This window comes from Methylobacterium sp. PvR107 (assembly GCF_017833295.1).
In the GTDB taxonomy this organism is placed as follows: domain Bacteria; phylum Pseudomonadota; class Alphaproteobacteria; order Rhizobiales; family Beijerinckiaceae; genus Methylobacterium.
On sequence record NZ_JAFIBW010000001.1, the window covers coordinates 3,505,130 to 3,526,824 of the forward strand.

Annotated in this window: 20 protein-coding genes and 1 pseudogene; 13 read left to right on the plus strand and 8 right to left on the minus strand. The window is 65.7% G+C overall.

All coding sequences use genetic code 11. From position 1 onward, the window contains the following. Positions 1-297: 297 nt before the first annotated feature. Positions 298-870: a TetR/AcrR family transcriptional regulator gene (locus JOE48_RS16565; protein WP_210035836.1), complete on the minus strand. Its 573-nt coding sequence runs from the start codon at positions 868-870 to the stop codon at positions 298-300. An 84-nt stretch (positions 871-954) separates the two neighbouring features. Between JOE48_RS16565 and JOE48_RS16570 the strand changes: the two genes are divergently transcribed. The 3 genes from JOE48_RS16570 (at position 955) to JOE48_RS16580 (ending at position 3,780) form a co-directional block, all read left to right on the plus strand. Then, positions 955-2,406: an amidase gene (locus JOE48_RS16570; protein ID WP_245252853.1), complete on the plus strand. Its 1,452-nt coding sequence runs from the start codon at positions 955-957 to the stop codon at positions 2,404-2,406. Between the two features lie 149 nt (positions 2,407-2,555). Beyond that, positions 2,556-3,419 (plus strand): NAD(P)-dependent oxidoreductase, encoded by an 864-nt coding sequence (locus JOE48_RS16575; RefSeq protein WP_210031473.1) that lies wholly within the window; start codon positions 2,556-2,558, stop codon positions 3,417-3,419. Positions 3,420-3,465: 46 nt separating this feature from the next. Beyond that, positions 3,466-3,780, plus strand: coding sequence for an EthD family reductase (locus JOE48_RS16580; protein ID WP_210031475.1), 315 nt, complete (start codon positions 3,466-3,468; stop codon positions 3,778-3,780). Between the two features lie 145 nt (positions 3,781-3,925). Here JOE48_RS16580 and JOE48_RS16585 read toward each other — a convergent pair whose 3' ends face one another. Further along, positions 3,926-4,822 carry a LysR family transcriptional regulator gene (locus tag JOE48_RS16585; protein ID WP_312893251.1) on the minus strand — a complete coding sequence of 299 codons (897 nt, stop codon included), beginning with the start codon at positions 4,820-4,822 and terminating at the stop codon, positions 3,926-3,928. 129 nt (positions 4,823-4,951) lie between these two features. Between JOE48_RS16585 and JOE48_RS16590 the strand changes: the two genes are divergently transcribed. From JOE48_RS16590 to istB, 5 genes are all read left to right on the plus strand, one after another. Further along, complete coding sequence (locus tag JOE48_RS16590) at positions 4,952-5,581, plus strand: NADPH-dependent F420 reductase (protein WP_210031479.1); 630 nt, start codon at positions 4,952-4,954, stop codon at positions 5,579-5,581. A gap of 33 nt (positions 5,582-5,614) precedes the next feature. After that, positions 5,615-6,604, plus strand: coding sequence for a zinc-dependent alcohol dehydrogenase family protein (locus JOE48_RS16595; RefSeq protein WP_210031481.1), 990 nt, complete (start codon positions 5,615-5,617; stop codon positions 6,602-6,604). A gap of 504 nt (positions 6,605-7,108) precedes the next feature. Continuing rightward, positions 7,109-8,188, plus strand: coding sequence for an IS630 family transposase (locus tag JOE48_RS16600; protein WP_210031261.1), 1,080 nt, complete (start codon positions 7,109-7,111; stop codon positions 8,186-8,188). Positions 8,189-8,378: 190 nt separating this feature from the next. After that, positions 8,379-9,617 carry an IS21 family transposase gene (istA, locus tag JOE48_RS16605; protein WP_210035590.1) on the plus strand — a complete coding sequence of 413 codons (1,239 nt, stop codon included), beginning with the start codon at positions 8,379-8,381 and terminating at the stop codon, positions 9,615-9,617. Next, complete coding sequence (gene istB, locus JOE48_RS16610) at positions 9,617-10,399, plus strand: IS21-like element helper ATPase IstB (protein WP_210028606.1); 783 nt, start codon at positions 9,617-9,619, stop codon at positions 10,397-10,399. The genes istA and istB overlap by 1 nt, the downstream gene beginning before the upstream one ends. A gap of 47 nt (positions 10,400-10,446) precedes the next feature. On the opposite strand, the gene JOE48_RS16615 is transcribed toward istB, so the two are convergent. Then, the gene (locus JOE48_RS16615; RefSeq protein ID WP_210031483.1) at positions 10,447-10,701 is read right to left on the minus strand and encodes a hypothetical protein; all 255 of its coding nucleotides are present in this window, start codon (positions 10,699-10,701) and stop codon (positions 10,447-10,449) included. 557 nt (positions 10,702-11,258) lie between these two features. Between JOE48_RS16615 and JOE48_RS16620 the strand changes: the two are divergent. After that, positions 11,259-11,791 (plus strand): annotated as a pseudogene (locus JOE48_RS16620) (sugar O-acetyltransferase). 114 nt (positions 11,792-11,905) lie between these two features. On the opposite strand, the gene JOE48_RS16625 reads toward JOE48_RS16620, so the two are convergent. Continuing rightward, a complete protein-coding gene (locus JOE48_RS16625; RefSeq protein ID WP_210031485.1) occupies positions 11,906-12,835 on the minus strand; it encodes an AraC family transcriptional regulator in 930 nt (309 codons plus the stop codon). A 94-nt stretch (positions 12,836-12,929) separates the two neighbouring features. On the opposite strand from JOE48_RS16625, the gene JOE48_RS16630 reads away from it, so the two are divergent. The 3 genes from JOE48_RS16630 (at position 12,930) to JOE48_RS16640 (ending at position 15,395) form a co-directional block, all read left to right on the plus strand. Then, positions 12,930-13,673, plus strand: coding sequence for an SDR family oxidoreductase (locus JOE48_RS16630; RefSeq protein WP_210031486.1), 744 nt, complete (start codon positions 12,930-12,932; stop codon positions 13,671-13,673). 440 nt (positions 13,674-14,113) lie between these two features. Then, complete coding sequence (locus tag JOE48_RS16635) at positions 14,114-14,509, plus strand: hypothetical protein (protein WP_210031487.1); 396 nt, start codon at positions 14,114-14,116, stop codon at positions 14,507-14,509. After that, positions 14,496-15,395: a sigma-70 family RNA polymerase sigma factor gene (locus tag JOE48_RS16640; RefSeq protein WP_210031488.1), complete on the plus strand. Its 900-nt coding sequence runs from the start codon at positions 14,496-14,498 to the stop codon at positions 15,393-15,395. Before JOE48_RS16635 ends, JOE48_RS16640 begins: the two co-directional genes overlap by 14 nt. 3 nt (positions 15,396-15,398) lie before the next feature. On the opposite strand, the gene JOE48_RS16645 is transcribed toward JOE48_RS16640, so the two are convergent. The 3 genes from JOE48_RS16645 to JOE48_RS16655 all read right to left on the minus strand — a co-directional run bounded on the left by JOE48_RS16645 (position 15,399) and on the right by JOE48_RS16655 (position 17,882). After that, positions 15,399-15,839, minus strand: coding sequence for a hypothetical protein (locus JOE48_RS16645; protein ID WP_210031489.1), 441 nt, complete (start codon positions 15,837-15,839; stop codon positions 15,399-15,401). A 12-nt stretch (positions 15,840-15,851) separates the two neighbouring features. Continuing rightward, positions 15,852-16,610: an SDR family oxidoreductase gene (locus JOE48_RS16650; RefSeq protein ID WP_210031490.1), complete on the minus strand. Its 759-nt coding sequence runs from the start codon at positions 16,608-16,610 to the stop codon at positions 15,852-15,854. Between the two features lie 318 nt (positions 16,611-16,928). Continuing rightward, positions 16,929-17,882, minus strand: coding sequence for an MBL fold metallo-hydrolase (locus JOE48_RS16655; RefSeq protein ID WP_409518635.1), 954 nt, complete (start codon positions 17,880-17,882; stop codon positions 16,929-16,931). A 346-nt stretch (positions 17,883-18,228) separates the two neighbouring features. On the opposite strand from JOE48_RS16655, the gene JOE48_RS16660 reads away from it, so the two are divergent. Continuing rightward, entirely contained in the window at positions 18,229-18,684 is a 456-nt protein-coding gene (locus JOE48_RS16660) for a carboxymuconolactone decarboxylase family protein (protein ID WP_210031491.1), read from the plus strand. Positions 18,685-19,288: 604 nt separating this feature from the next. On the opposite strand, the gene JOE48_RS16665 is transcribed toward JOE48_RS16660, so the two are convergent. After that, positions 19,289-21,436, minus strand: a complete 2,148-nt coding sequence (locus JOE48_RS16665) for a HEAT repeat domain-containing protein (protein ID WP_210031493.1) — start codon at positions 21,434-21,436, stop codon at positions 19,289-19,291. Between the last annotated feature and the right edge of the window lie 259 nt (positions 21,437-21,695).

Sequence of the window (21,695 nt, forward strand, 5' to 3'; positions counted from 1 at the left end):
CTTGAGGCGATGCCCGAACGCAGGCATCGAGAGGGCCAAATCCATACGACTGAAGTTGGCCGAAGTGAAATTGCTGCTTCGGAGTAGGCTCGCCGGGGAGGCGGACGGCCTTCTTCTAATCCGTAAGACGCTGCTCCTCGCCGATCTCTATATTACATCGGCAAGTGGCGAGCGCCGACGGACTGAGAGCCGGCGGGACGTTCGAAGGGTAGCCCCAGCGGCGTCGAGAACGAGAAGTATAATATGTCTTGGCCGACCCAGGTGCGTCGGAACCAATCGGGCCCAGGAGTCAAATGTTTAATCGTTTCTTGGGAGAAGGCCACTGACGCGGTAGCCCGCGATGATGTCGTCATACATGGCGATATCCGCACGCGACCGAGCGATGACCTGGGCGCCACCGACGGCTGCGAAGATGGCCCGCGCCCGTTGCTTGACCGCAACGGCATCCGCGCCGGGTTCAGCTGCACTCAAGACCTTCGCCAGCCAAGTGACCTGAATGTCTCCGAAGGTGCGAACCTCCGCCTGAACCTGCTCCGGAAGGTCGTCATACTCCGCGGCCATGAACCCCGAGAGGCACATCCGGTTCTCGTTCTCTAACGCCTTCCGGAACAAGGATGGATACTGCCCCAGGCAGGCTGCCGGATCCTGACTCTCCCCCCAGAGTCGCTCAAGTCGTGCCTCGGAATCCTCCCAGTAGCGCCTGGCGACCGCCGCGCCGAGGTCGGCCTTGCTGGGGAAGTAGTAGTGGATGCTGGCGCTCTTGATCCCGACCTCGGCCGCAAGGTCACGGAAATTGAGGCCACCGTAGCCATGCGCTTGGGCTGTCGCGCGTGCAGCCGCCAGGATCGCCTCTCGCCTATCCATCGTCATCATCGAACCTTCCTGACCAAGAGATAGATAGGGATTGACGGTACGCCAAGAAACGTCATTCTATCTATCAAATGGCAGATAGAGATGCGGGCCTCGGGCGGACAACTCGCGGAGGATGTCGTCATGGATGCTCATGACCTCACCGACTTGGATGCGGCAGGATTGGCATCCCTAGTGCGGTCGCGGCAGATCTCTCCGGTGCAGGTCGTCCAGGCGCACTTGGATCGCATCGCGGCGGTCGACCCCAAACTGAACGCCATCGTCACCCTGACCGCCGATCGAGCCCTCGACGCGGCGAAGGACGCGGAGGCCGCGGTTATGACCGGCGCCGAGCTCGGGCCGCTCCATGGCGTCCCGTTCACCGTCAAGGATTGCCTCGACACGGCCGACGTGCCGACCCAGCGTGGCTCGCTCGTCTTCGCTGGCCGCGTCCCCACGACGGACGCAACCAGCGTCGCACGCTTCAAGCAGGCGGGTGCGATCCTGCTGGCGAAGACCAACCTGCCGGAGTTCGCCTTCTGGACCGAAACCGATAACCCGCTGAGCGGACGTACCAACAATCCCTGGGATCTCACGCGCACGCCAGGTGGATCGAGTGGGGGCGAGTCGGCGGCCATCGCCGCTGGAATGTCGCCCGTCGGCATCGGCAGCGATGTCGCGATATCGGTACGGGGGCCCTCCGCCCACACCGGCATCGTCGCCCTCAAGCCGACCCACGGGCGCATCCCCGTCACCGGACACTGGCCGCAAGTGCCTCGGCGCTTCTGGCATGTCGGGCCGATGGCCCGGAGCGTGCGCGACGTGGCGCTCGGCTACGGGATCATGGCTGGCCCCGACGGGATGGACGGCTACGCGGTGTACCCGCGGGATCTCGACCTGGGGATCGGCTCGGACACCGGGCGGCAGGTTCGGATCGGCTGGATGACGGAACCCGGCTTCGGGCCGATCGCGTCGGAGGTCGCCGCCACGGTGGAAGCGGCCGCTCGCTCCTTTCAAGGTTTGGGATGCGCCGTCGAGCCGGTGCGCATCCCGGGGCTGGAGGAGAGCGACGGCGTCGCGCTCTCGGGGGTGCTGTTCGCCGCCGAGGTCAAACCGGAGTTCGGAAACGTCACGGAGAACTGGCACGGGCCGCTGTTCAGGACCAGCGAGGCCGTTCTCGCGAGGTCGGACGTCGCCGTGGCGGATTACATGCAGGCGCAACAAGCGGTGGAGCGGCTGAAGGATGCCTTTGCTGTCTACTTCGATCGCTACGACGTCCTTCTTTGTCCGGTGACGCCCATCCCCGCGCCGCCGCACGGGCAGACCGAACTCGTCATCGGCGGTAGGACCGTACCCGCCCGGCACATTCTAAGCGCCACGGTGCCCTTCAATTTGACCGGGCTGCCGGCGATGACGTTACGGTTCGGCACGAGCGCTGAAGGGCTGCCGGTCGGCGTGCAACTCGTCTCACGCTGGTTCGCGGAAACCACGATCCTGCGTCTCGCGGCGCAGCTTGAGAGCGTGAGCGAGGTCAGGGACTTACGCTCATCCCCGTAAAGCCATGGCCTGCCCGGGCTCGTGCGAGGCCGCGGCAACCCGGGAATGGGCGCGTCCAGGGTGACGTCGACAATTTCGATATCAGGGCGACGGCAAGCCCCAAGCTGGTTCCGTCGCCTGCCGGATGCAATCTTGGCGGGAGAACGGACATGGACATAGGACTGATCGGGCTTGGCGCGATGGGCCGCGCCATGGCGGTGAACCTCGTGGCCGCGGGTCACACGGTGAAGGTCTGGAACCGCTCGGGGGGCAAGATCAACGGCGTTACGATGGTGGGATCGCCTTCGGAGGCGTTCCATGGCGACGCGGCGCTGACGATGCTGTCGGACGACGCTGCGATCCGGACGGTGCTCCTGGATCCCGGCGTCCTGCGCCAGGCTAGGCCCGGCCTCGTCCACGTCGTATCATCGACGATCTCCGTGGCGTTCGCCCAGGAGTTGGTGCGGGAGCACGCCGAGGCCGGGCTCGGCTACGTGTCCGCGCCGGTGTTGGGACGCCCGGACGTCGCGGCCAAGGGGGAGCTCAACGTCCTTGCCGGCGGCGCTCCGGCTGCCGTCGATGGGATCCGCCCGATCCTCGACGTGATCGGCGGCCGGATCTGGGACATGGGACCCGAGGCGCCGACCGCCAATGCCGCCAAGATCGCCTGCAACATGATGATCACCATGGCCATCGAGGCCATGGCGGAGGCTGTGGTCATCACCGAGGCGAACGGGCTCGCCCGGGATCGCTTCTTCGAGCTGATCCTCGGCACCCTGTTCGGCAGCCGCTCCTACCAAGTCTACTCGGCCAACATCGCTGCAGGCACCTACGAGCCGGGCTTCAAGGCGACGCTTGGCCTTAAGGACTTGCGCCTTGCCAAGGAGGCGGCCGAGCAGGTCGGCCATTCCCTGCCGATGCTCGGAGCAGTCCATCAACGCATGGCGGAAACCGTCGAGGCCGGGTTCGGGGAGCGGGACTGGTCCGCGATGGCCGACTTCACCATCCGCGGGGCTACGGGACCGAGCCGGTAGCCGTGCCCACCGGGGCGCACCCGATCCACGACGGGAGACAACACGAATGACCAGGATGATCGTCGTCTGCGCCGGTGACCGGGCCACGCGGTTCGACCGCGATTACTACGCGACCGAGCACCTTGCCTTGGCCAGGGAATGCTGGGGGCCCTACGGCCTCGAAGGGCTCGACGCGTTCTATCCGGCCGGCGAGGGCGACGGCTGGCTCTCCGTCGGGGTCTATCGATTCCGGGAGCCGGGTGACGTCGAAGCGGCCCTGGCCGCACCGGAGACGGCACGCCTGATGGCGGACGTGAAAAACTTCACGGACGCGGCAGTCGTCATGCGCAGCCTATTCACTCCAATGACGGCGCCAGGATAACCTGGACCATCGACTATGCACCGAAGTGTGTGTCACGGAGCTACGATGGTGAGAAGCCGACCCACTGCGTCCGACCCAACCTTGTCGTAGAAGCCGAACGACGTTTGGCTTCAAAGTAGACGCCCAAAGCGCAACGGCTCATCGTCTAACGGGCCATGGCTTCTATTGCGTGATGCGAGCCACCGAAACGAGTGGCAACGAAGTCCAAGAAGGAACGCAGCTTGGGGGTGATGCGCCGATCCGGGGCGTAGAGGATGTGCATAGGATGCGTCGGGGGCTCGCAGTCCGGCAGCAAGTGGACGAGCCTTCCTGATGCAAGGGCGTCCCGGACCAGCGATGCCGGTTGCAGCAGGAGGCCCATTCCCGCCACGGCCAGGTTCAGGAGGGCCTGGCCGTTGTTGACGATGTGCCGGCAGGAGACATCAATGGTGACTGCACCAGTCGGTCCGAGGAAGGACCATTGGGTCCGCGTCGAACCGTAGGCGAAGCCGAGGCATTCGTGCCCCCGCAGGTCATCGGGCGTCGCCGGCGTGCCTCGTGCCTCGACGTAGGCGGGGGCTGCACAGAGGACCATCCTCATGGGCTGCAGCGACTGGGCGATGAGGCCGCTGTCACCGAGGGGCCCGACGCGGAACACGGCATCGTATCCTTCGTCGATCAGGTCGACCGTCCGGTCCGCGAGCGTCAACTCGACCTCGACCCCGGGGTTGGCAGCTAGATACCCTGGAAGCACCAGGGCCAGTTCATGGGCTCCGAACGTGACCGGGGCATTCACCCGGATACGCCCGCGCGGGATGGCCAGACTCTCTGCCGCCAGGGCCTCCGCCGCCTCGACCTCCGCCAGGATGGTCCGCACCCGCTCGTGGAAGGCACGTCCCAGCTCGGTGACGCTCTGGCGGCGGGTGGTGCGATTGATGAGCTTGACCCCGAGGTGATCCTCCAGGGTCCGCACGTGCTTGCCGACCATCTGGGACGACATCGAGAGCGCGTCAGCGGCGGCTGAGAAGGACCCCGCCTCAACGGCCTTGGCGAAGATGGCCATGCTCGCGAGCCGGTCCATAATTTGAAACCTTTTGTTTCAAGTGTGTGCGTCGGATGGCGATTTATCCATCGTACACCATGCCTCACAACCCTTCCAACGCCCACGGGCGGCATTACGGGGGTTAAGCTCATGACCATTGCGATCATCGGCACCGGCAACATGGGCGGCGGCATGGCCCGGCTCCTCGCCTCCAAGGGCATCGACGTCGCCATCGGTCATCGGGACCCGGCCAAGGCCGCCGCGCTCGCCAGCGAGATCGGGCCTGGCGCCCAGGGCGGCGGTACGCAGGCTGCCACGAAGATCGCCGACATCGTCGTCCTGGCGGTGAACTACGGTTCGGTCGGTGAGGCCCTGAAGGGCGCCGGCGATCTCACCGGCAAGATCCTCGTCGACATCTCGAACCCGATCACCCCGGACTACAAGGCGCTCACAGTCGGGCACACCACATCCGCCGCGGAGGAGATCCAGAAGCTGGTTCCGGGCGCGAGGGTCGTGAAGGCGTTCAACACGATCTTCGCCCAACTGCTCCCCGCCGAGGCACGCGAGGGCCGGGAGGTGCAGGTCTTCGTTGCCGCCGACGACGAGGCCGCCAAGGAGGCCGTCTCGGCCCTGGCATCTTCCGTCGGGTTCACCCCCGTGGACGCCGGCCCGCTGAGCAACGCCCGCTACCTGGAGCCGGTCGGCGAGATCAACATCCACTTCGGGTTCTTCCTCGGCTGGGGCACCTCGGCCGCCCCGGCCTGGATCAAGGCGGCCTAAGTCGCTCCGGTCCTTTCATTCACGGAGTCTGTCATGTCACGCATCGTACGCTTCCACGAGATTGGTGGTCCCGAGGTCCTCAAGGTCGAGGACGTCGAGGTGCCTGCCCCCAAGGCCGGCGAGGTCCAGATCCGGGTGAAGGCCATGGGGCTGAACCGGGCCGAGGTCATGTTCCGCACCGGCCAGTACGTCACTCAGCCGATCTTTCCCGCCACCACCGGCTACGAGGCTGCGGGCCTCGTGGAGAAGATCGGTCCCGACGTCGCGGGCTTCTCGGTAGGCGATAAAGTCAGCGTCGTGCCCTGCTTCATGCTGGGCGAGTACGGCCTGCACGGCGAGCTCGTGAACGCCCCGGCCTTCGGCGTGGTGAGGCACCCGGAGAGCCTGTCCTGGGAGGACGCCGCCGCGACCTGGATGATGTTCGTCACGGCCTATGGCGCCTTGGTCGACATCGCCAAGATGCGAAAGTGCGACGTGGTGTTGATCCGGGCGGCCTCGTCGAGCGTCGGGCTTGCCGCGATCCAGATCGTCAACATGCTCGGCGGTGTCTCCGTCGCGCTCACGCGGGGTAGCTCGAAGCGTGAGACGCTTCTCGCGGCGGGGGCCCAGCACGTCATCGCCACGTCCGAGCAGGACCTCGTCGCCGAGGTCAGGAGGATCACCGACGGCAAGGGCGCCCGCATCGCCTTCGACCCGGTCGGAGGGCCCGAGGTGCCGAAGATCCTCGATGCGCTCTCGCACCTGGGCATCTTCTTCCAGTACGGCGCCCTCGACGTTTCCGACGTGCCGGTGCCGGTCCTATCCCTCCTCGGGAAGAACCTCACCATCCGGGGCTACCAGCTCTTCGAGGTCACCACGGACCCGGAGCGGCTGGAGCGGGCAAAGGCGTTCATCGTCGAGGGATTGGCTTCGGGCGCACTGAAGCCCGTCATCGCGCGGACCTTCAAGCTCGATGAGATCGTGGAGGCGACCGGCTTCATGGAGAGCAACGAGCAGGTCGGGAAGATCGTGGTGACGATCTGAGTAGCCGACACTGAACTAATCATCGGAAACGGTCTCACTCCGGCGAGGCCGTTTCGCGCGTCTGCAATTGCTGTCGAGTTGATTGAAAGCAGCCCTTCCGCTGACCACCCCTACCGGCCATTCGGCTTGCGACCCAAGCCAGCTGCTCGGATTGCCAATCTCGTTTCACGCGAGCAGACATTCGTCGGCCGTCTAAGTTGTCCGGCTCGGTGTGGAATGCGATCCTTGCATAGCTTGGAAAGCGCTCGAATGTCGGTAGCTCGTTCTTCCACCGTCGCCGCAGTCAGGAAGGTCATCATGTGATTGGCCGCACGCGGGTTTCACCTATAAGGCCGTCGCGGTCGGATGCAGAGCAGCCAGACGACCAGCGCGAAGGCTACACCGCCCGCAGCGGAACAGAGGATAAAGCTCACCTGGAGCTGTGGCGCGGTCCTAGTGGTTGAACTCTGACGGTTGAGTCCGTCCGGGGTTTCGTTTTGCGCTGTGCCCTGCGAGTCTGGCGGGATGCGTAGCGGCATCTCCTTCACGCTCTCTGCCTCGGATCGCCTTCAGCTCGACGCCCTCGTGGCGGACCGCAACACGCCGCAGAAGCATGTCTGGCGCGCCCGCATCGTGTTGCTGAGCGCCGATGGCCTTGGCACTCACGCGATCATGCGCGCGGCGGGCGTGTCCAAGACCGCAGTCTGGCGCTGGCAGGAGCGCTTCGCACAGGAGGGCATTGGTGGGCTCCTTCGAGACAAGACACGGCCAGCGCGCATCCCACCGCTAGGCCCGGAGGTCGCAGCGCGCGTGGTGGCCCTGACGCAAGGAGAGCCACCCGGCGAGACCACGCATTGGACAGCGGCTGCCATGGCCAAGGCCGCATCCGTCAGCGTCTCGTCCGTGCAGCGGATCTGGCGCGGGCACGGCCTGCAGCCGCACCGGGTACGGCAGTTCAAGCTCTCCACCGACCCGGCCTTCGCCGCCAAATTGCGCGATGTGGTCGGGCTCTACGTCGATCCACCGGCCCATGCCGTGGTGCTCTCTGTCGACGAGAAGTCGCAGATCCAGGCACTCGCTCGCACGCAGGCCCCGCTGCCCATGAAGCCGGGTCAGCCGACGACGCACACCCATGACTACAAGCGCCACGGCACGACGACCTTGTTTGCCGCTCTGGACGTCCTGGAGGGCAAGGTGATCGGCCGCTGCATGCAGCGTCACCGGCACCAGGAGTTCATCCGCTTTCTCAACACAGTCGAGGCGGCGGTCCCGGCCGGAAAGGTCGTCCACGCGATCTTGGACAACTACGCCGTCCACAAGCACCCGAAGGTCCGCTCCTGGCTCGACCGACACCCGCGCTGGACCTTCCATTTCACCCCCACCTCCGCCTCCTGGCTCAACGCCGTCGAGGGCTTCTTCGCCAAGCTCGCGAAGCGCCGGCTGCGACGGGGCATGTTCCGATCACTGGTCGAGGTCCAGGCCGCCATCAAACGCTTCATCGCCGAGAGCAATGGGGAACCGAAGCCCTTTGTCTGGACCGCAGACCCGGATCGCATCATCCAGGCCGCCAAACGCGGGCACCAAGCGTTAGACTCGCACCACTAGATACGATGAGGCCCGCCAGAACACCTGGTAGGACACCAATAGCAGCCGTCGACAGCGCACTGTCAGGCGACAGGGCAAACTGCCCCCCTGACGCCATGAGGACCTGACCCCCTCGATGAGCGAGGAGGTCGAGATGATCAGGAACGAGGATCAGGCTCTTCAGCGGACGGACGATCCGCGGAGGACCGAGATGAAGACGCCGGACGACGTGTCGGCGATGGTGCGGCTGAAGGCGCTGGGCTGGGGCGCCAAGCGGATCGCGACCGAGCTCGGCTGTTCGAAGAATACGGTCAAGCACTGGCTCCGTCAGGGCGATTGGCGCCCCTCTAAAACGCCCTCACGGTCGAAGCGGCTCGACGGCTTGACGGACTGGTTGGCCGAACGGTTCCGGCAGCATGCGGGCAACGCCGACGTCGTGCGCCAGGACCTCGCCAACGAGAAGAACATCCACGTCAGCCTGCGCACCGTGGAACGGGCCGTGGCGCCGTTGCGGCGGGACTTGGTGATCGCCGCGCGGGCGAGCGTGCGGTTCGAGACGCGGCCAGGTGAGCAGATGCAGATCGACTTCGGCGAGCGGCGGATCGAGATCGGCGGCGTGCCGACCCGGGTTTCGCTGTTCGTGGCGACGCTCGGCTACTCGCGCCGCCTGCACGTGCGCGCCTTCGGCCACGAGCGGCAGGAGGACTGGTTCGCCGGATTGGAGAGCGCCTTCCAGGCGTTCGGCGGCGTGCCGCGCGAGGTGCTGCTCGACAATGCCCGCGCCCTGGTCCTGCACCATGACCCGGTCAGCCGCGAGGTCATCCTGCATCCGCGCTTGCACGCCTTCTCCCGGCATTGGGGCTTCCGGGTGCGAGCCTGCGCCCCGTACCGGGCGCGCACGAAGGGCAAGGACGAGCGCGGCGTTGGCTACGTCAAGAAGAACGCAGTGGCCGGTCGCCGCTTTGCGAGCTTTGCCGCCCTGGAGGCGCATCTCGACGCCTGGACACGGGACGTGGCCGACCGGCGCGCGCACGGCACGACCGGTGAGGCGCCGCACGCGCGGTTCGCCCGGGACGAGGCCCGGGCGCTGCGGCCGCTGGCGGGCGTGCCGCCATTCTCCGCCGCGCGCGACCTCGTGCGCCGGGTCGGGGCAGACTGCGCGGTCAGCGTCGACGGCAACGCTTACTCGGTGCCTTGGCGGCTGATCGGCGAGCGGGTTCGCGTCACCGTGAGCGGAGCGGTGGTGCGCGTCCACCACGGCGGACGGGAGGTCGCCGTGCACGCCGCGTTGAAGGGACGCCACGGCCGTGTCGTCGACGATGCCCATCTGGCCGGGCTTGTCGGCAGCCGAGAGCGACCGGCTCACCGGCTCGACCCGTCTTCTGCCATGCCACCGGCGCTGTTGCGGCCGCTCGCCGAGTACGAGGCAGTCGCCGGGGGAGGCTTCTGATGGGCGAAGATCACCTCACCATACTGCTCGATCGCCTGAAGCTGACGGCTATGCGCGATCAGCTCGATAGCTTGATCGACGAGGCCGGCCGGGGCGAGCTGACGATCCGCGAGGCGCTGACCCTGTTCTGCGAGCGCGAGATTGCTCGGCGTGACCAGCGCCGCATTGACATGGCCTTCGGTCTGGCTCGCTTCCCCTTCGTGCGGGATCTGACCGGCTTCGACTTCGGCGCCCAGCCCTCGCTGGACAAGGCACAGATCCGTGAACTCGCCACCGGCCGCTTCATCGCCAATGGCGAGGCGGTGCTGCTCCTCGGCCCACCGGGTGTGGGCAAGACGCACTTAGCGGTGGCGATCGGGCGCGCGGCGATCGTGGCCGGCTATGGCGTGCTGTTCACCCCGGCCACGACGCTCGTGGCGCAGTTGGCCAAGGCGCATGCTGAAGGCCGGTTGGAGGAGCGACTGACGCACTACGCCAAGCCGAAGCTGCTGATTATCGACGAGCTCGGCTATCTGCCGTTCGAGCCGGATGCCGCGCATCTGTTCTTCCAGCTCGTCAGCCGCCGCTACGAGCGGGGCGCGATGCTGGTGACCTCGAACCGGGCGGTGGGCGAGTGGGGTAGCGTGTTCGGCGACGCGGTGGTGGCTACCGCGATCCTCGATCGGCTGCTGCACCACAGCCACGTCGTCACCATCCGCGGCGACAGCTACCGGCTTCGTGAGAAGCGTCGCAGCGGCCTTCTGCAAAAGGCGGCTGCGGTCCCCCAACCCACACCCGTCTAGGCGAGGGGAAATCGGCGTGGGGGTCAGATCCTCATGACGCGAAGGGGTCAGTTCCGGATGTCGCTTGAAACACCGAGGAGGCCGATCACCATCGGCGTTGTCCAGAAGGCTTCGAATGCCCGGCTCCACGTCGTGCCCGCAAAAATTGCCATGCCTTGCGTTTGGAGGTCGTTGACGAAGCCACTGAGCATCGCAGCAGCGCAGAAGCAGTAGGCGGCCGCATAGTGCCCGAGCAGGCCGGCCAGTAGGATGCGCCGCCTCGACGGTCGCCAATCAGATCGAAACAGATACCGCTCGCTCATGGAAGCCTGCCGCGACGGCCAGAACTCTGCGTTCCATACAGGATCCGCCATAGCAGCCCGAGGGTAACCAGCGGTATCACCATGCTGGGCGACGAGCTGCGGCCCCTCCGTTGACCCAAGCCGGCCAATCCCGTTGTTTTGGAGCCTCTGCGCGGGCGCGGGCGACCCTGATGTACCGCGCCCGCCTACCACGCGAGGCCGGTTGAACCGACCGCGGCGCGATCCTATCGCCGGAACTCGCTGCTCTCGCCGATCGGGTCCAGCGGCTGCTGCCGTCTCACCGGGCTTCAGAGCGCTCCCACGTCGAGCGAGACGCGATCGAGCGAACGCTGCGGCGGTTGGCGCGGAAGAGCATCTAATTGCTTGCTCCAGCCCACTATTCCATCTGATTGCGACCCCATGCGGCCCTACGGCTTGCGACCCATGCCGGGCATGCTGAAGGTTCTCAGGGCTTTGCGAAAGCGGCCATGCTGGCGTGTACATACCAACGCCTGAGAGTGGGCCTATATCGCACCCAACGTGGAGATTTAGGGATCGTGAGAACCGAGAAGCAAAAGATGCTCGCAGGCGAAGCCTACCGGCCGGGCGACCCGGAACTGAGGATGGACGCTCAGCGTGCTCGGGAGTGGATGGTTCGGTACAACGCGACCCTCGCGGCATCGCCGGCCGAGCGGCGGGTGATGTTGCGTGAGCTCTTCGCTTCTGTCGGCGAGGACGCAGTGGTGCGTCCGCCCTTCCACTGCGACTATGGTCAGCACATCTCCATCGGCGACGGAGCGTTCTTGAACTTCAATTGTGTGATCCTCGATGTCGCTCCCGTCGCGATAGGCGCACTGACGCAGGTTGGACCCGGCGTGCAGTTTCTCACTGCCGACCATCCGCGTGATCCTGCACTTCGTCGCGCCGGGTCGAAAGTGGACGGCCAATCACCATCGGGGCAAACGTCTGGATTGGCGGTGGCGCACTGATCCTGCCTGGGATCACCGTGGGGGACGATGCCATCATCGGTGCGGGGGCAGTCGTAACCCACGATGTGCCCGCTGGAGTGACCGTCGTGGGAAACCCGGCCCGGCCGCGCGGCACGACTTAAGGTCGAACTGACTTCCTCGGATAGTTCTACGGGTGTCCCCGCCGTCAGGCGGCATGACGTCGTCTGCTTCAGGCAGTTCTCGCTTGTAAACAGACAAGCCGGTTTCCACCCTTCTCAGACATTGAAAGGCGAAGGGCTGCGACGTTGGCCGCGCTGCTCGCGAGCGTAGTGGATTGGCGGTCTGCCGACATGACGAGCAAAGGCGGTGCTGAAGGTGCTGGCAGACCCGTAGCCCACGCGCTCGGCCACCTCCGCCACGCCGGCACCCTCGCGACCAAGCAGATCCTTCGCAAGCGCGATGCGCCACGCCAGGAGGTACGCCATCGGCGCGACGCCGACCTCGCGCCGGAACCGTTCGAAGAATGTCGATCGCGACAGTCCCGCCTCGCGGGCCAGGGCCGCGACCGTCCAGGGAACGGTCGGTTGCTGATGCATCCGGCGCAACGCAGTGGCCACGCGCTCGTCGGCAAGCCCGCGCAGGAGACCCGAGGGCGCCGTCGGACCCGTGGTGGACCGGAGCGCCTCAATCAGGAGCACCTCCAAAAGCCGCGCCAGGACTACCTCGCGGCCGGGCCTGTCCGCCCGCGTCTCCTCGTTCACGAGGCTGAGCAGCATCGCCAGTCGCCCAGAGCCGCGCACATGGACGAACCGAGGCAGGAGCGAAAGCAGCAACTCAGTATCGTCGGAGGCGAAGGTGCAGTGCCCCACCAGCATGCGCAGGTCGGGCGGCACCTCGGCAGGGCCGAGCCAGAACACACCGGGGGCGACCTCGACTGGCGGTGGTGGCCGCCCCGCCGACGGCGCGACGAGGCTGGACGCGGCGAAGGCGCTGGCGGCGGGGATCAGCACGAAGTCACCGGCCGCGAGAACGATCTCCGCCTCGCCCTCGATTACGAGCCGGCAAGTCCCATCCAGCACCGCGGCGTAGAACGGCTGGCCGTGATCATCCCGGCGGACGGTCCAGGCGCCGCCGGCCAGGACCAACTTGGAGAACGAGGCGCTGGGCTGAAGCAGCCCGACCACCTGGGTGAGCGGATCGACCATTACGGACGCTCGCCAATGAAAAACGGATTTGTACCGGTATCACGTCCGGCGGAGCGCACCTATCACCCCGTGGTGCGTCCCACGGGAGATCCCCATGAACACGATCCTCATCACCGGCTGCTCATCCGGCTTCGGCCTGGAGACGGCACGCCTGTTCCTCAGCCGCGATTGGCGCGTCGTCGCCACGATGCGCACGCCTAATGCGGCCCTGCTCCCGGAGTCCGACCGTCTCACCGTCCTGCCGCTCGACGTGACCGACGCCGGTAGCATCGCCCGGGCGGTCGCGGAGGCCGGGCCGCTCGATGTCCTCGTGAACAACGCGGGCGTCGGGCTGCTGAACGCCCTGGAGGGCCTGTCGATGGGGGCCGCCCGGGAGGTGTTCGAGACGAACACCCTCGGCACCATCGCCATGACCCAGGCGGTGCTGCCGCAGTTCCGGGACCGGGGCGCCGGGGTGATCGTCAACGTGACGTCGAGCGTGACCCTGCGGTCGCTGCCGCTGCTGGCGGTCTATACCGCGAGCAAGGCGGCGGTGAACGCCTTCACCGAGTCCCTCGCCCACGAGCTCGTGCCATTCGGCGTGCACGCTCGGCTCGTCATTCCCGGCCGCTCGCCGGAGACCGCGTTCGGATCCAACGCCCGCACCCGGATGGGGATGGATGTGCCCGAAGCCTACGGAGACCTGGCGGGTAAGGTGTTCGCGAACTTCCAACAGGCGACGGAAGAGCTGACCCGGGCCTCGGACGTGGCCGAGGCGGTCTGGCGCGCGGCGACCGACCCGGCATGCCCGATGCGCCTGCCGGCCGGCGCCGATGCGGTCGCCTGGGCAGCGGCCTGACACGAATGCCCGAACGTCCGCTTCCGCTACATGTTTGAGCGGAAGCGGACTGGCAGAAATCCACCCAACCCAGCCATTCAGGCGTTCCCGCCGACAGGACCGGATCTGGCCGTAAGCGGAATGGCAGCTTCGGAGGCTGACAGCCGGAATAGCGGACAGCCTTCTACCGACCCAATCCAGCCGCTCGGACCGTCGTCGGCGCTTCCCCGAAGCGATCATTCGTCAGCGGTCCGCCAACTTCGGCTCGGGGTGGAGGCGGCTTCTCGCTGTGGGACTGAAATCGGACGTCCGAGCGGTTAGCGGCAGTCGACACGAGTTCGGCGAGATGGGCTGTGCAAGGCCGAGGCTTTGACGACAGCCTCGAGATTCTTTCCAACCGATGTCATATCCGGCCTTCGTGCGTCGTCACCCTCGTGGACCGATCACGAGGGGAGAGTGCGATGAGCCAATTTATTCCAGTTTTGGCTGGCCTGCTCGGCGTAGGACTAACCGGAAACGGCATCTTCATGCTCGCCTCGCCTGAGACTTGGTACTTCGCAGTGCCAGGCGTGACCTCGACAGGCCCATTCAATCAGCATTTCTTGCGCGATATCGGCCTGATCTTCGTGCTGATCGGTACGGGATTTCTCTACGGGGCGGCGAGGCCCAATTCGCGTGTCCTGCTTTGGAGCGTGGGTGCGATCTGGCTCTCAGGACATGCGCTGTTCCATTTCTGGGAGGTTGCAGTGGGCATTTGCGGGCCGGAGGTGCTGCCCCGCGACTTCCCTGCGGTGACACTTCCTGCGCTTATTGCGGTCGCCCTCAGCGTTTGGTCGTTTCGCCATGCCGACCATTGATGATCCGACCCTCATCTTCGAACAGGAGCGGACGCGGCTCGTCCGACTCGCATACCGCATGCTCGGTTCATTCGGCGAAGCCGAGGATGTCGTGCAGGACGCCTGGCTCCGCTGGCGGTACGTCGATCATGCTGGTGTATCGTCGGCCGGTGCCTTCCTGTCGCGCACGGTGACGCGGCTCTGCCTAGACGTCATGAAGTCCGCCCGCGCAAGGCGAGAGACATACTTTGGAACTTGGTTGCCCGAGCCCGTCGCCATGGCGCCGGACGACGCTTCTGGCGATGACCTGACACTCACGCTGATGCTCGCCTTGGAGCGGCTCTCGCCTCTGGAGAGGGCTGCGTTCCTCTTGCACGACGTTTTCGCGGTTCCGCTCGGGGAGATCGCGGCGACACTTCAGCGTGAGCCGCCAGCTGTCCGTCAGCTCGCCGCCAGAGCGAGGAGGCACGTGCAGTCGGCACGTACGCGCTTCCCCGTCGACAGGGAGGAGGGGATACGCATCGCTAAAGCCTTCTTCGAGGCGTCGGCGACAGGCGACGTCGCGGCGCTTCGCAGCATGCTCGCGGAAGCCGTCATCGTGCATTCCGATGGTGGCGGGAAGGTACACGCATTCCCGCGGCCTATCATCGGCATCGACAAGGTCATGCGTATGTTTGAGGGAGCTGCGCGGAAGTCGTGGATCCAGCATGCCCAGAAGCTGCAGGACCTCTGGATCGATGGCCTGCCGGGCTATTTCAGCCTGGAGTCGGGCGGGACCTTCCAGACCGTGGCCCTCGATATCCAGGGCGGCCTGATCGTCGGCATCTACTTCACACGCAACCCGGACAAGCTCGAACGTATGGCAAGGCTGTTCGGAGGGGCAGCTGGAGAGCAGATGCCTCAATGAGTCTCACCGGCGAGCGATTGCGAGCTCCCTGCGGCATACCCTGGAAAAGGCACAGAGCGGATCGAGGTCGCCGGCGTGGTGGATGTCCGCGAAGGACGAGATACTTTTATGCGGGGCGAAATAAGTCTCGCCGATGCGTTGCATGACACGCTCCGCCTCTTCGAGCGTTTCCGGGCCGCCGAAGAGCCGGATCTTGTTCACGATGGCATAGAGGTGCACCAGTTTGGCCGGATCTTTGAGGTCATGCTGGAAGGCGTCGCCGAACAAGGTCGACGCCTCCCGAATGAACTCGCCGTAGAGGGCTTCCCGTCGCGCGCGGTCCTGCACAAGCAGAGTTGCTCGCTCCTGGCTGTGTTGCGTCAGCCATGTGGTCGCGAAGGAGGCCATCGCGCCGATGCTGGAACCCGCAAGCGCGGAAAGCGCCGAGACGTAGGCCGCATCCATCGGCAGCGTACCTCAGGCCACGCGCTTCGGCTGCGCGGCCAGCCAGTCGCTGTAGCGCCGCTTTGACAGCCAAGCGTCACCAGTGGGTGTCAACCAGCGATCTTCGAGGAGCACTCCAAAATAGGGGGCGGTGTCGTCCGTGATGACTTTGCGCGATTCGCCGATGCCGTCGAAGTGGCGCTTCACCAGCTCGGCCATCGGCAGCCGCTCAGGTCCGGCGATCTCGATTATGCCGTTGCGAGGTGGTGCGAGCGCGGCCTCAGCGACCTTAGCGGCTACATCGGCCGATGCGATCGGCTGGATTGAGGCGGAGGTCACCCGGGCAACGCCGTCGATGATAGCCGCTGCCGCAATCGTGCCGACGAACTCGAAGAACTGCGTGGCGCGGACCAGCGTCCAGGGCACGCCCGCCGACGCGATGAGTTGTTCTTGGGCAAGCTTCGCGCGGAAGTAACCGCTTTCGAGCAGGAGCTCAGTCCCGACCACCGAGAGCGCCACGTGGTGCGTGACGCCCGCAGCCTTCTCTGCCGCCGCGAGGTTCCGTCCGGCGCGGACGAAGAAGTCCATCGCGGCATCGTCAGCAAAGGAGGGCGCGTTGGCGACGTCGACGACGACGCTGGCGCCCTTCAACGAATCTGCGAGACCCTCGCCGGTGACAGTGTTCACCCCGGTATTGGGCGAGGCCGCGAGCACCTCGTGGCCGGCGCTCCTCAGGTTGGCGACGACCTGCGAGCCGATCAGCCCAGTGCCGCCGATGACGACGATCTTCATATGACGCCCCATCTCAACTCCAGTCCCTTCGGGACGGTCGCGGTCATGACGAGGAGCGCCCCTCGCAGTGTGACATTGACGTGGAAGATCAATGCGCCCGACTTGAGCCGAGCGAGGGCTTGACCTTGTGGGATGCTCGGGACTGGGGCAGCCTGGAAAAAGTCTTCCCGGTTCGAACCAGCCGGGACTGTGCACGAGCCCACGGAAGCGCATCCTCAGGACCGATCCCGATCCCGAGGATGAACGATTGTCGATGAGGCACCCGTGCGCGAACTCCCGGGTTCAACGGACGACCGGGCCAGCACGGGCTCCGTGCACTCAGAAGTCCCAGAACACGGGAACCCACCGAAAAGCGTCGCCATCAACCGCAACCCGGCCGACGGACGGGAACGGCAGGTGTGTGGCGATCAATTGCTCGCCGGTTGCCGCCAATTCCCGCAGAAGCCGAACGCGAACGCGAGCCGCCTCCTTGGGATCGTGTTCGAAGCCGTTGTGCCAGTCGGGATGCTCGAACCCGACCGTGAACACGGCATCGCCGGCGAATGTCAGCCGATTGCCACCGGATGACAGGCGGACCACGCTGTGCCCGGGAGTGTGGCCGCCGGTGCGTTGGACCATCACCCCCGGGGCGACCTCGTACTCTTCGCCGAACAGCTGCAACTGGTTGCGGTACTCCTGCGCGAACCGCTTAGCGGCCGCTCTGAGCGCGTCAGGAAACCCCTCTGGCATGTCGACCTGCGTGAAGTCGGGCGCTTCCCAGAATTTGACCTCGGCAGCCGCCACGTGGATCCGCAGATCCGAGCGCAGCCGCTCCTTCACTCCGTCGACGAGGAGCCCGCCGACATGGTCCATGTGCATGTGGGTGAGCACCACATCGGTCACAGCCGCGAGATCAATGCCAGCGGCTTCCAGTCGCCTGACCAGTTGTCCGGCCCGCGGCAGGTTCAGGTTCGGGTCCAACCCCAAGCCGGCGTCGATGAGGATGGTCTGGCCGCCACTGCGGACCACAACCACGTTCAGCGACCAGTCGAACGCGTCCGACGGCAGGAACATTTCGTTGAGCCAAGCCGCCCTTTCGGCCGTATCGACGTTATGTCCCAACATCTTGGTCGGGAGCGGCAGCACTCCATCGCTGACGACCAGCACATCGATCTCACCGACCCGCACCATGTAGCGCGATGGCACCAACTCCTCACCTCGCACAAGCGAAGAGCTAGCGTATCCCGGATCGGTTCGTCCGGAATTAGCAGGTACTACAGTATTCATCGTCATCCCTTCCATGGGACGCGCGCACCTGGCACGTCAGGATCACGAAACGCGCGTCATCCACAAAGACGAGACGGGGTCGGCGGATGTGACATGAGCGAAGAGAAGTCGAACTCATCGCCCATGGATGATCGTTTCGCCTCGATGATTTCCTGGAGCAAACGGCCTCTTTTCGACCCAAGTCGGTCGGCGGATGCCTCGGAGAGACTGCTCCGAAGCGGACGTCCGAGCGTGAGCGAGCCACGTGTCCGCCTGTCAAGCAAGAATGTGGCGTGGCATGTCACATCTTTGCGGGCCAACTCGTCGTAGCTTCGAACGTCGATCTCCGGCGTTCCGAGCACTGGGATCCGTCATGAGTCAGAACAAACGGCTGGTCTGGACTGAGGTGGCGCCGCAGGGCGCGAGGGCGCTCTTCGGCATCCACCACTACATCACCACGAGCACCGACCTATCCCACGAACTGATCCACCTCGTCTTCTTGCGCGTGTCGCAGATCAATGGCTGCGCGCATTGCATCGACCTACATACCCGTGACCTCTTGAAGACGATGCCGTTTGGGAAGGTCGCCCTGGTCCCGGTCTGGGCCGAGGTGCCCCACCTGTTCTCCGACCAATACCGCGCCGCGCTTGCCTGGGCAGAGGAAGTCACGCGGGTAAGCGAGACGCACGCTTCTGACGAAGCCTATGCGGCTGCGAGCGCGGCTTTCACGCCAAAGGATCTCGTGGATCTCACGATCACCATTGCGGCGATGAACGCGTTCAATCGGCTCGGAGCACCCTTCCGGCTTCCAGTCGCGGTAACGGCCTGAGCCCCGTCATAGCACGGCCATTGCTGGGACAACCGCAGCTTTCCGGGCTCCCAAATGACAGGCAGACCGGAAGCGTTCCACCCTCAGCAGCCCGTCTGCTCGCGACCCGGTCCGGCCGTCCCGAGCGGCTCGATCCATCCCCGGAAACGGACGCCGAAGGGAAGCTTCCCGCCACGCGTCGGAAGAGCCCTTCTTCGTCGAGCAGAGAGAACTCGGCCACATGTGCGTTGTCGACGGGCAGGATCGGAGCGGTGTCTGTCGATGCGATCTGCAGCAGCGATGTCATGACCGTTCACGCGTCGTCGGCTGAACGTCCCGCGGCCTTCCGCCCGCAAGATGGTGGAGGCAGCCCCTGCGCGGTTCAACGATCGACCTGTGGGAATGCCCTGAATGGTGCGAGTTCGGATCGTTCGCTTGGCGCGCGACGTGAGGGAAGTTGCGTCCTGTATTCTGGCATGCGTTTCACGAGGCAACCTGGCGCATGGATCCTCCTCAACGCACCCCGCGCCCTCCACGGTATCGTCGTAGGCGCCCTCTCAGGACGCGGTTCGGCCCGCCGGATGCACGCGCGGTGGTCCCTCAGGCACCGGGTCAATCCTGATCATCACCGGGTCGGTTGGTTCAAGGCGGCCTGGATCGCGGTCTTCGTCAGCGGTCGTGCCACATGCCGCACGGCTGCGAGGAGCGCGGCACGTGCAGCGGCGTCCGTGGCGGCGACCTCGAGGAGCGCGTTCTCCATGGCAGCGCATAGCCCATCGTCCGACGCATGATCCAGAACCCGGACGAGTGTGACGACCGCCGGCGCGCCGAAGCCCGCAAGAACAAGGCCCAGGCGCCACCAGACCGGACGGAACGACGATCGGACGAGCACGTCTGCGAGCGTGGCCATGTGCCTCTCGTCAGGCTGCCCCATGCGGACGAGATCGTCGACGAGCTGCAGGCGTAGACGATCGTTGTCGGCCGCCGACAAGGCGATCACGACGTCGTCTATGGCAGCCTGCGCTGGTTCGCCGATCAGCCCCAGCGCATAGAACATCACGGTTCGGGTCTCCGCATGCTGAACCTGATCCAGCGCGCTCAGAAGCGGCTCTGCCGCTGGCTTCCCGATCGAGCCCAGCATCCGGGCGATCTGGCGTTTGAACGATGTGTTCCATGATTTGACGAGCGCCGCGACGAGCTCGCGGACCTCGTGTTCGGCCAGCCGCAGGCCTTCGTCGAGCGCCTTCTGCATCTCGATGAGACCATCCTCAACCCAGGAACCCTTCGGCGCGTGCCGGAGCGCCATGATCCTTGCGGAGAAGAGCACATCTGCAGGCGCTCCGATCTTCGCCAAGGCTTGTACGAGCGCGTCGAGTAGCGCGCGGTCGGTCGAGCCCGCCGCCGCCTGGGCGAGAGCACCGACGGCCGCGGCAGCCTCCGTACCGAAATCGCCGAGCACCTTCGCGAGCGGGATCCTGACGGCGGGACCGCCGGCTTCGAATTCCTCAAGGAGAAAGCCCAGAGCGGCTGTTCCGAGGGTCGCGGCCGCGGCGGTCGCGGCTCGTAGAACGCGCTCATCGCCCGTGGTGCGGAAGACGGCCCTGAGGGCATGCAGGTCGGCCGGGGACCGCAAGCCGATCCGCGTTGCGGCACTCATCATGGCGGCGCGCGTCTCGTCGTCGCCGGCCTGCCGCAGACTGTTCAGGAGTAGGTCCAGGGCCAGGCCGGCATCCGGACCGATCCGGCCGAAAGCGTGGGCAATCGCCGACCTCTGCCGATCATCGGCGGCGCTCGCGAAGGCCACGTAGAGCGGCAGGACGGCGGCAAGGCCCATCTGACCGAGAGCGACGGCGATGTGGTGGGCGAGCGCGGTGCCTTGGGCCGGGATCAGGCCGGCGATCATTACGTCCAGCATTTGCGTGCCCGCAGGCTCCAGATTGTCGACGAACAGTTCGAGCTGCCGATCCGCCTGCCGACCGCACCGCGCCAGGACGAGCGGTATCATGGACGGGAAGACGGTTGCCGCGGCCGGTCCGATGCCGGCGAGCGCGTACGCCATGGACCTCGCGACTTCCGCATCGTCGGTCGTGGCCAGCACGCGCATGAGGTCGGGGATCGCGACCGCGGCCTCGGGTCCGATCCTGTTCAGGGCATATCCGACCCACCGGAGGACGTCGGGATCCCGGACCGCTGTCAGGGCGGCTGCCAAGACCTCCAGATCGGCCGCGCCCGCATGCCATAGCAGTCCGGCGAGCCGTCGATGGTCGACCGTTTCTCCGGCATCGTGCAACGCTTCCGCGAGCCCTGCGACCGGTCCGGGGGCGATCTCCGGGCCGGTGCCGACGTCGATGAACCGGTCCAGCAGGGCGGTCGCGTCATCGAAACTCTCGTCCACGACCTCCCCAGCGTTCGGCACCGTCAGGTGCGCGCCCACCCTGCCTCGCACGATCCTGAACAGGAGGAATTCCTCGGGGGTGAAATCATCCCATCGGGTGCCTGGGGCGTTGCCCGACGGACAGTAGAGATCGCCGGAGAACCATGAGGCTGGCACAGGCGTGTCGACCTCATGGACGTCGAGCATCCCGATCTGCCGCTTCGGCCGCTTGCTCTTGACGCTCGGGCCAAAACCGTCTTCCGCCTCTCCGCCGAACCCTTGGAGGTAGAGCTTCTCTCCTACGATCGCCCACTTCGCCGTATAGCCCCTGTAGTTCGCGGTGCTGGTCGTCCGGCTGAATTCGCAGTAATCCCAGCGCGGGTGCCCGGGCGGCAGCAAGGAAACCATCGGATATAGAAAATACGTCTCTGACTTAACATCTATCCTGTCAGCGATCTGCCGAGTCATCGTCGATGCCGTCACTGCTCCGCAATCTGCGTCGCGGAATTATATACCTCGCACAGATACATCGATCGACCTTGAGGCACTTGGGAGCAGGCGACCATCGCGCGATCGGGGCAAGCGCCCGGCCGCGCTTCGCAACCCTAGGCAAGCCTGCCACGTTCCGCCCGCGCTCCGGAGACTGGATCTGATCCCC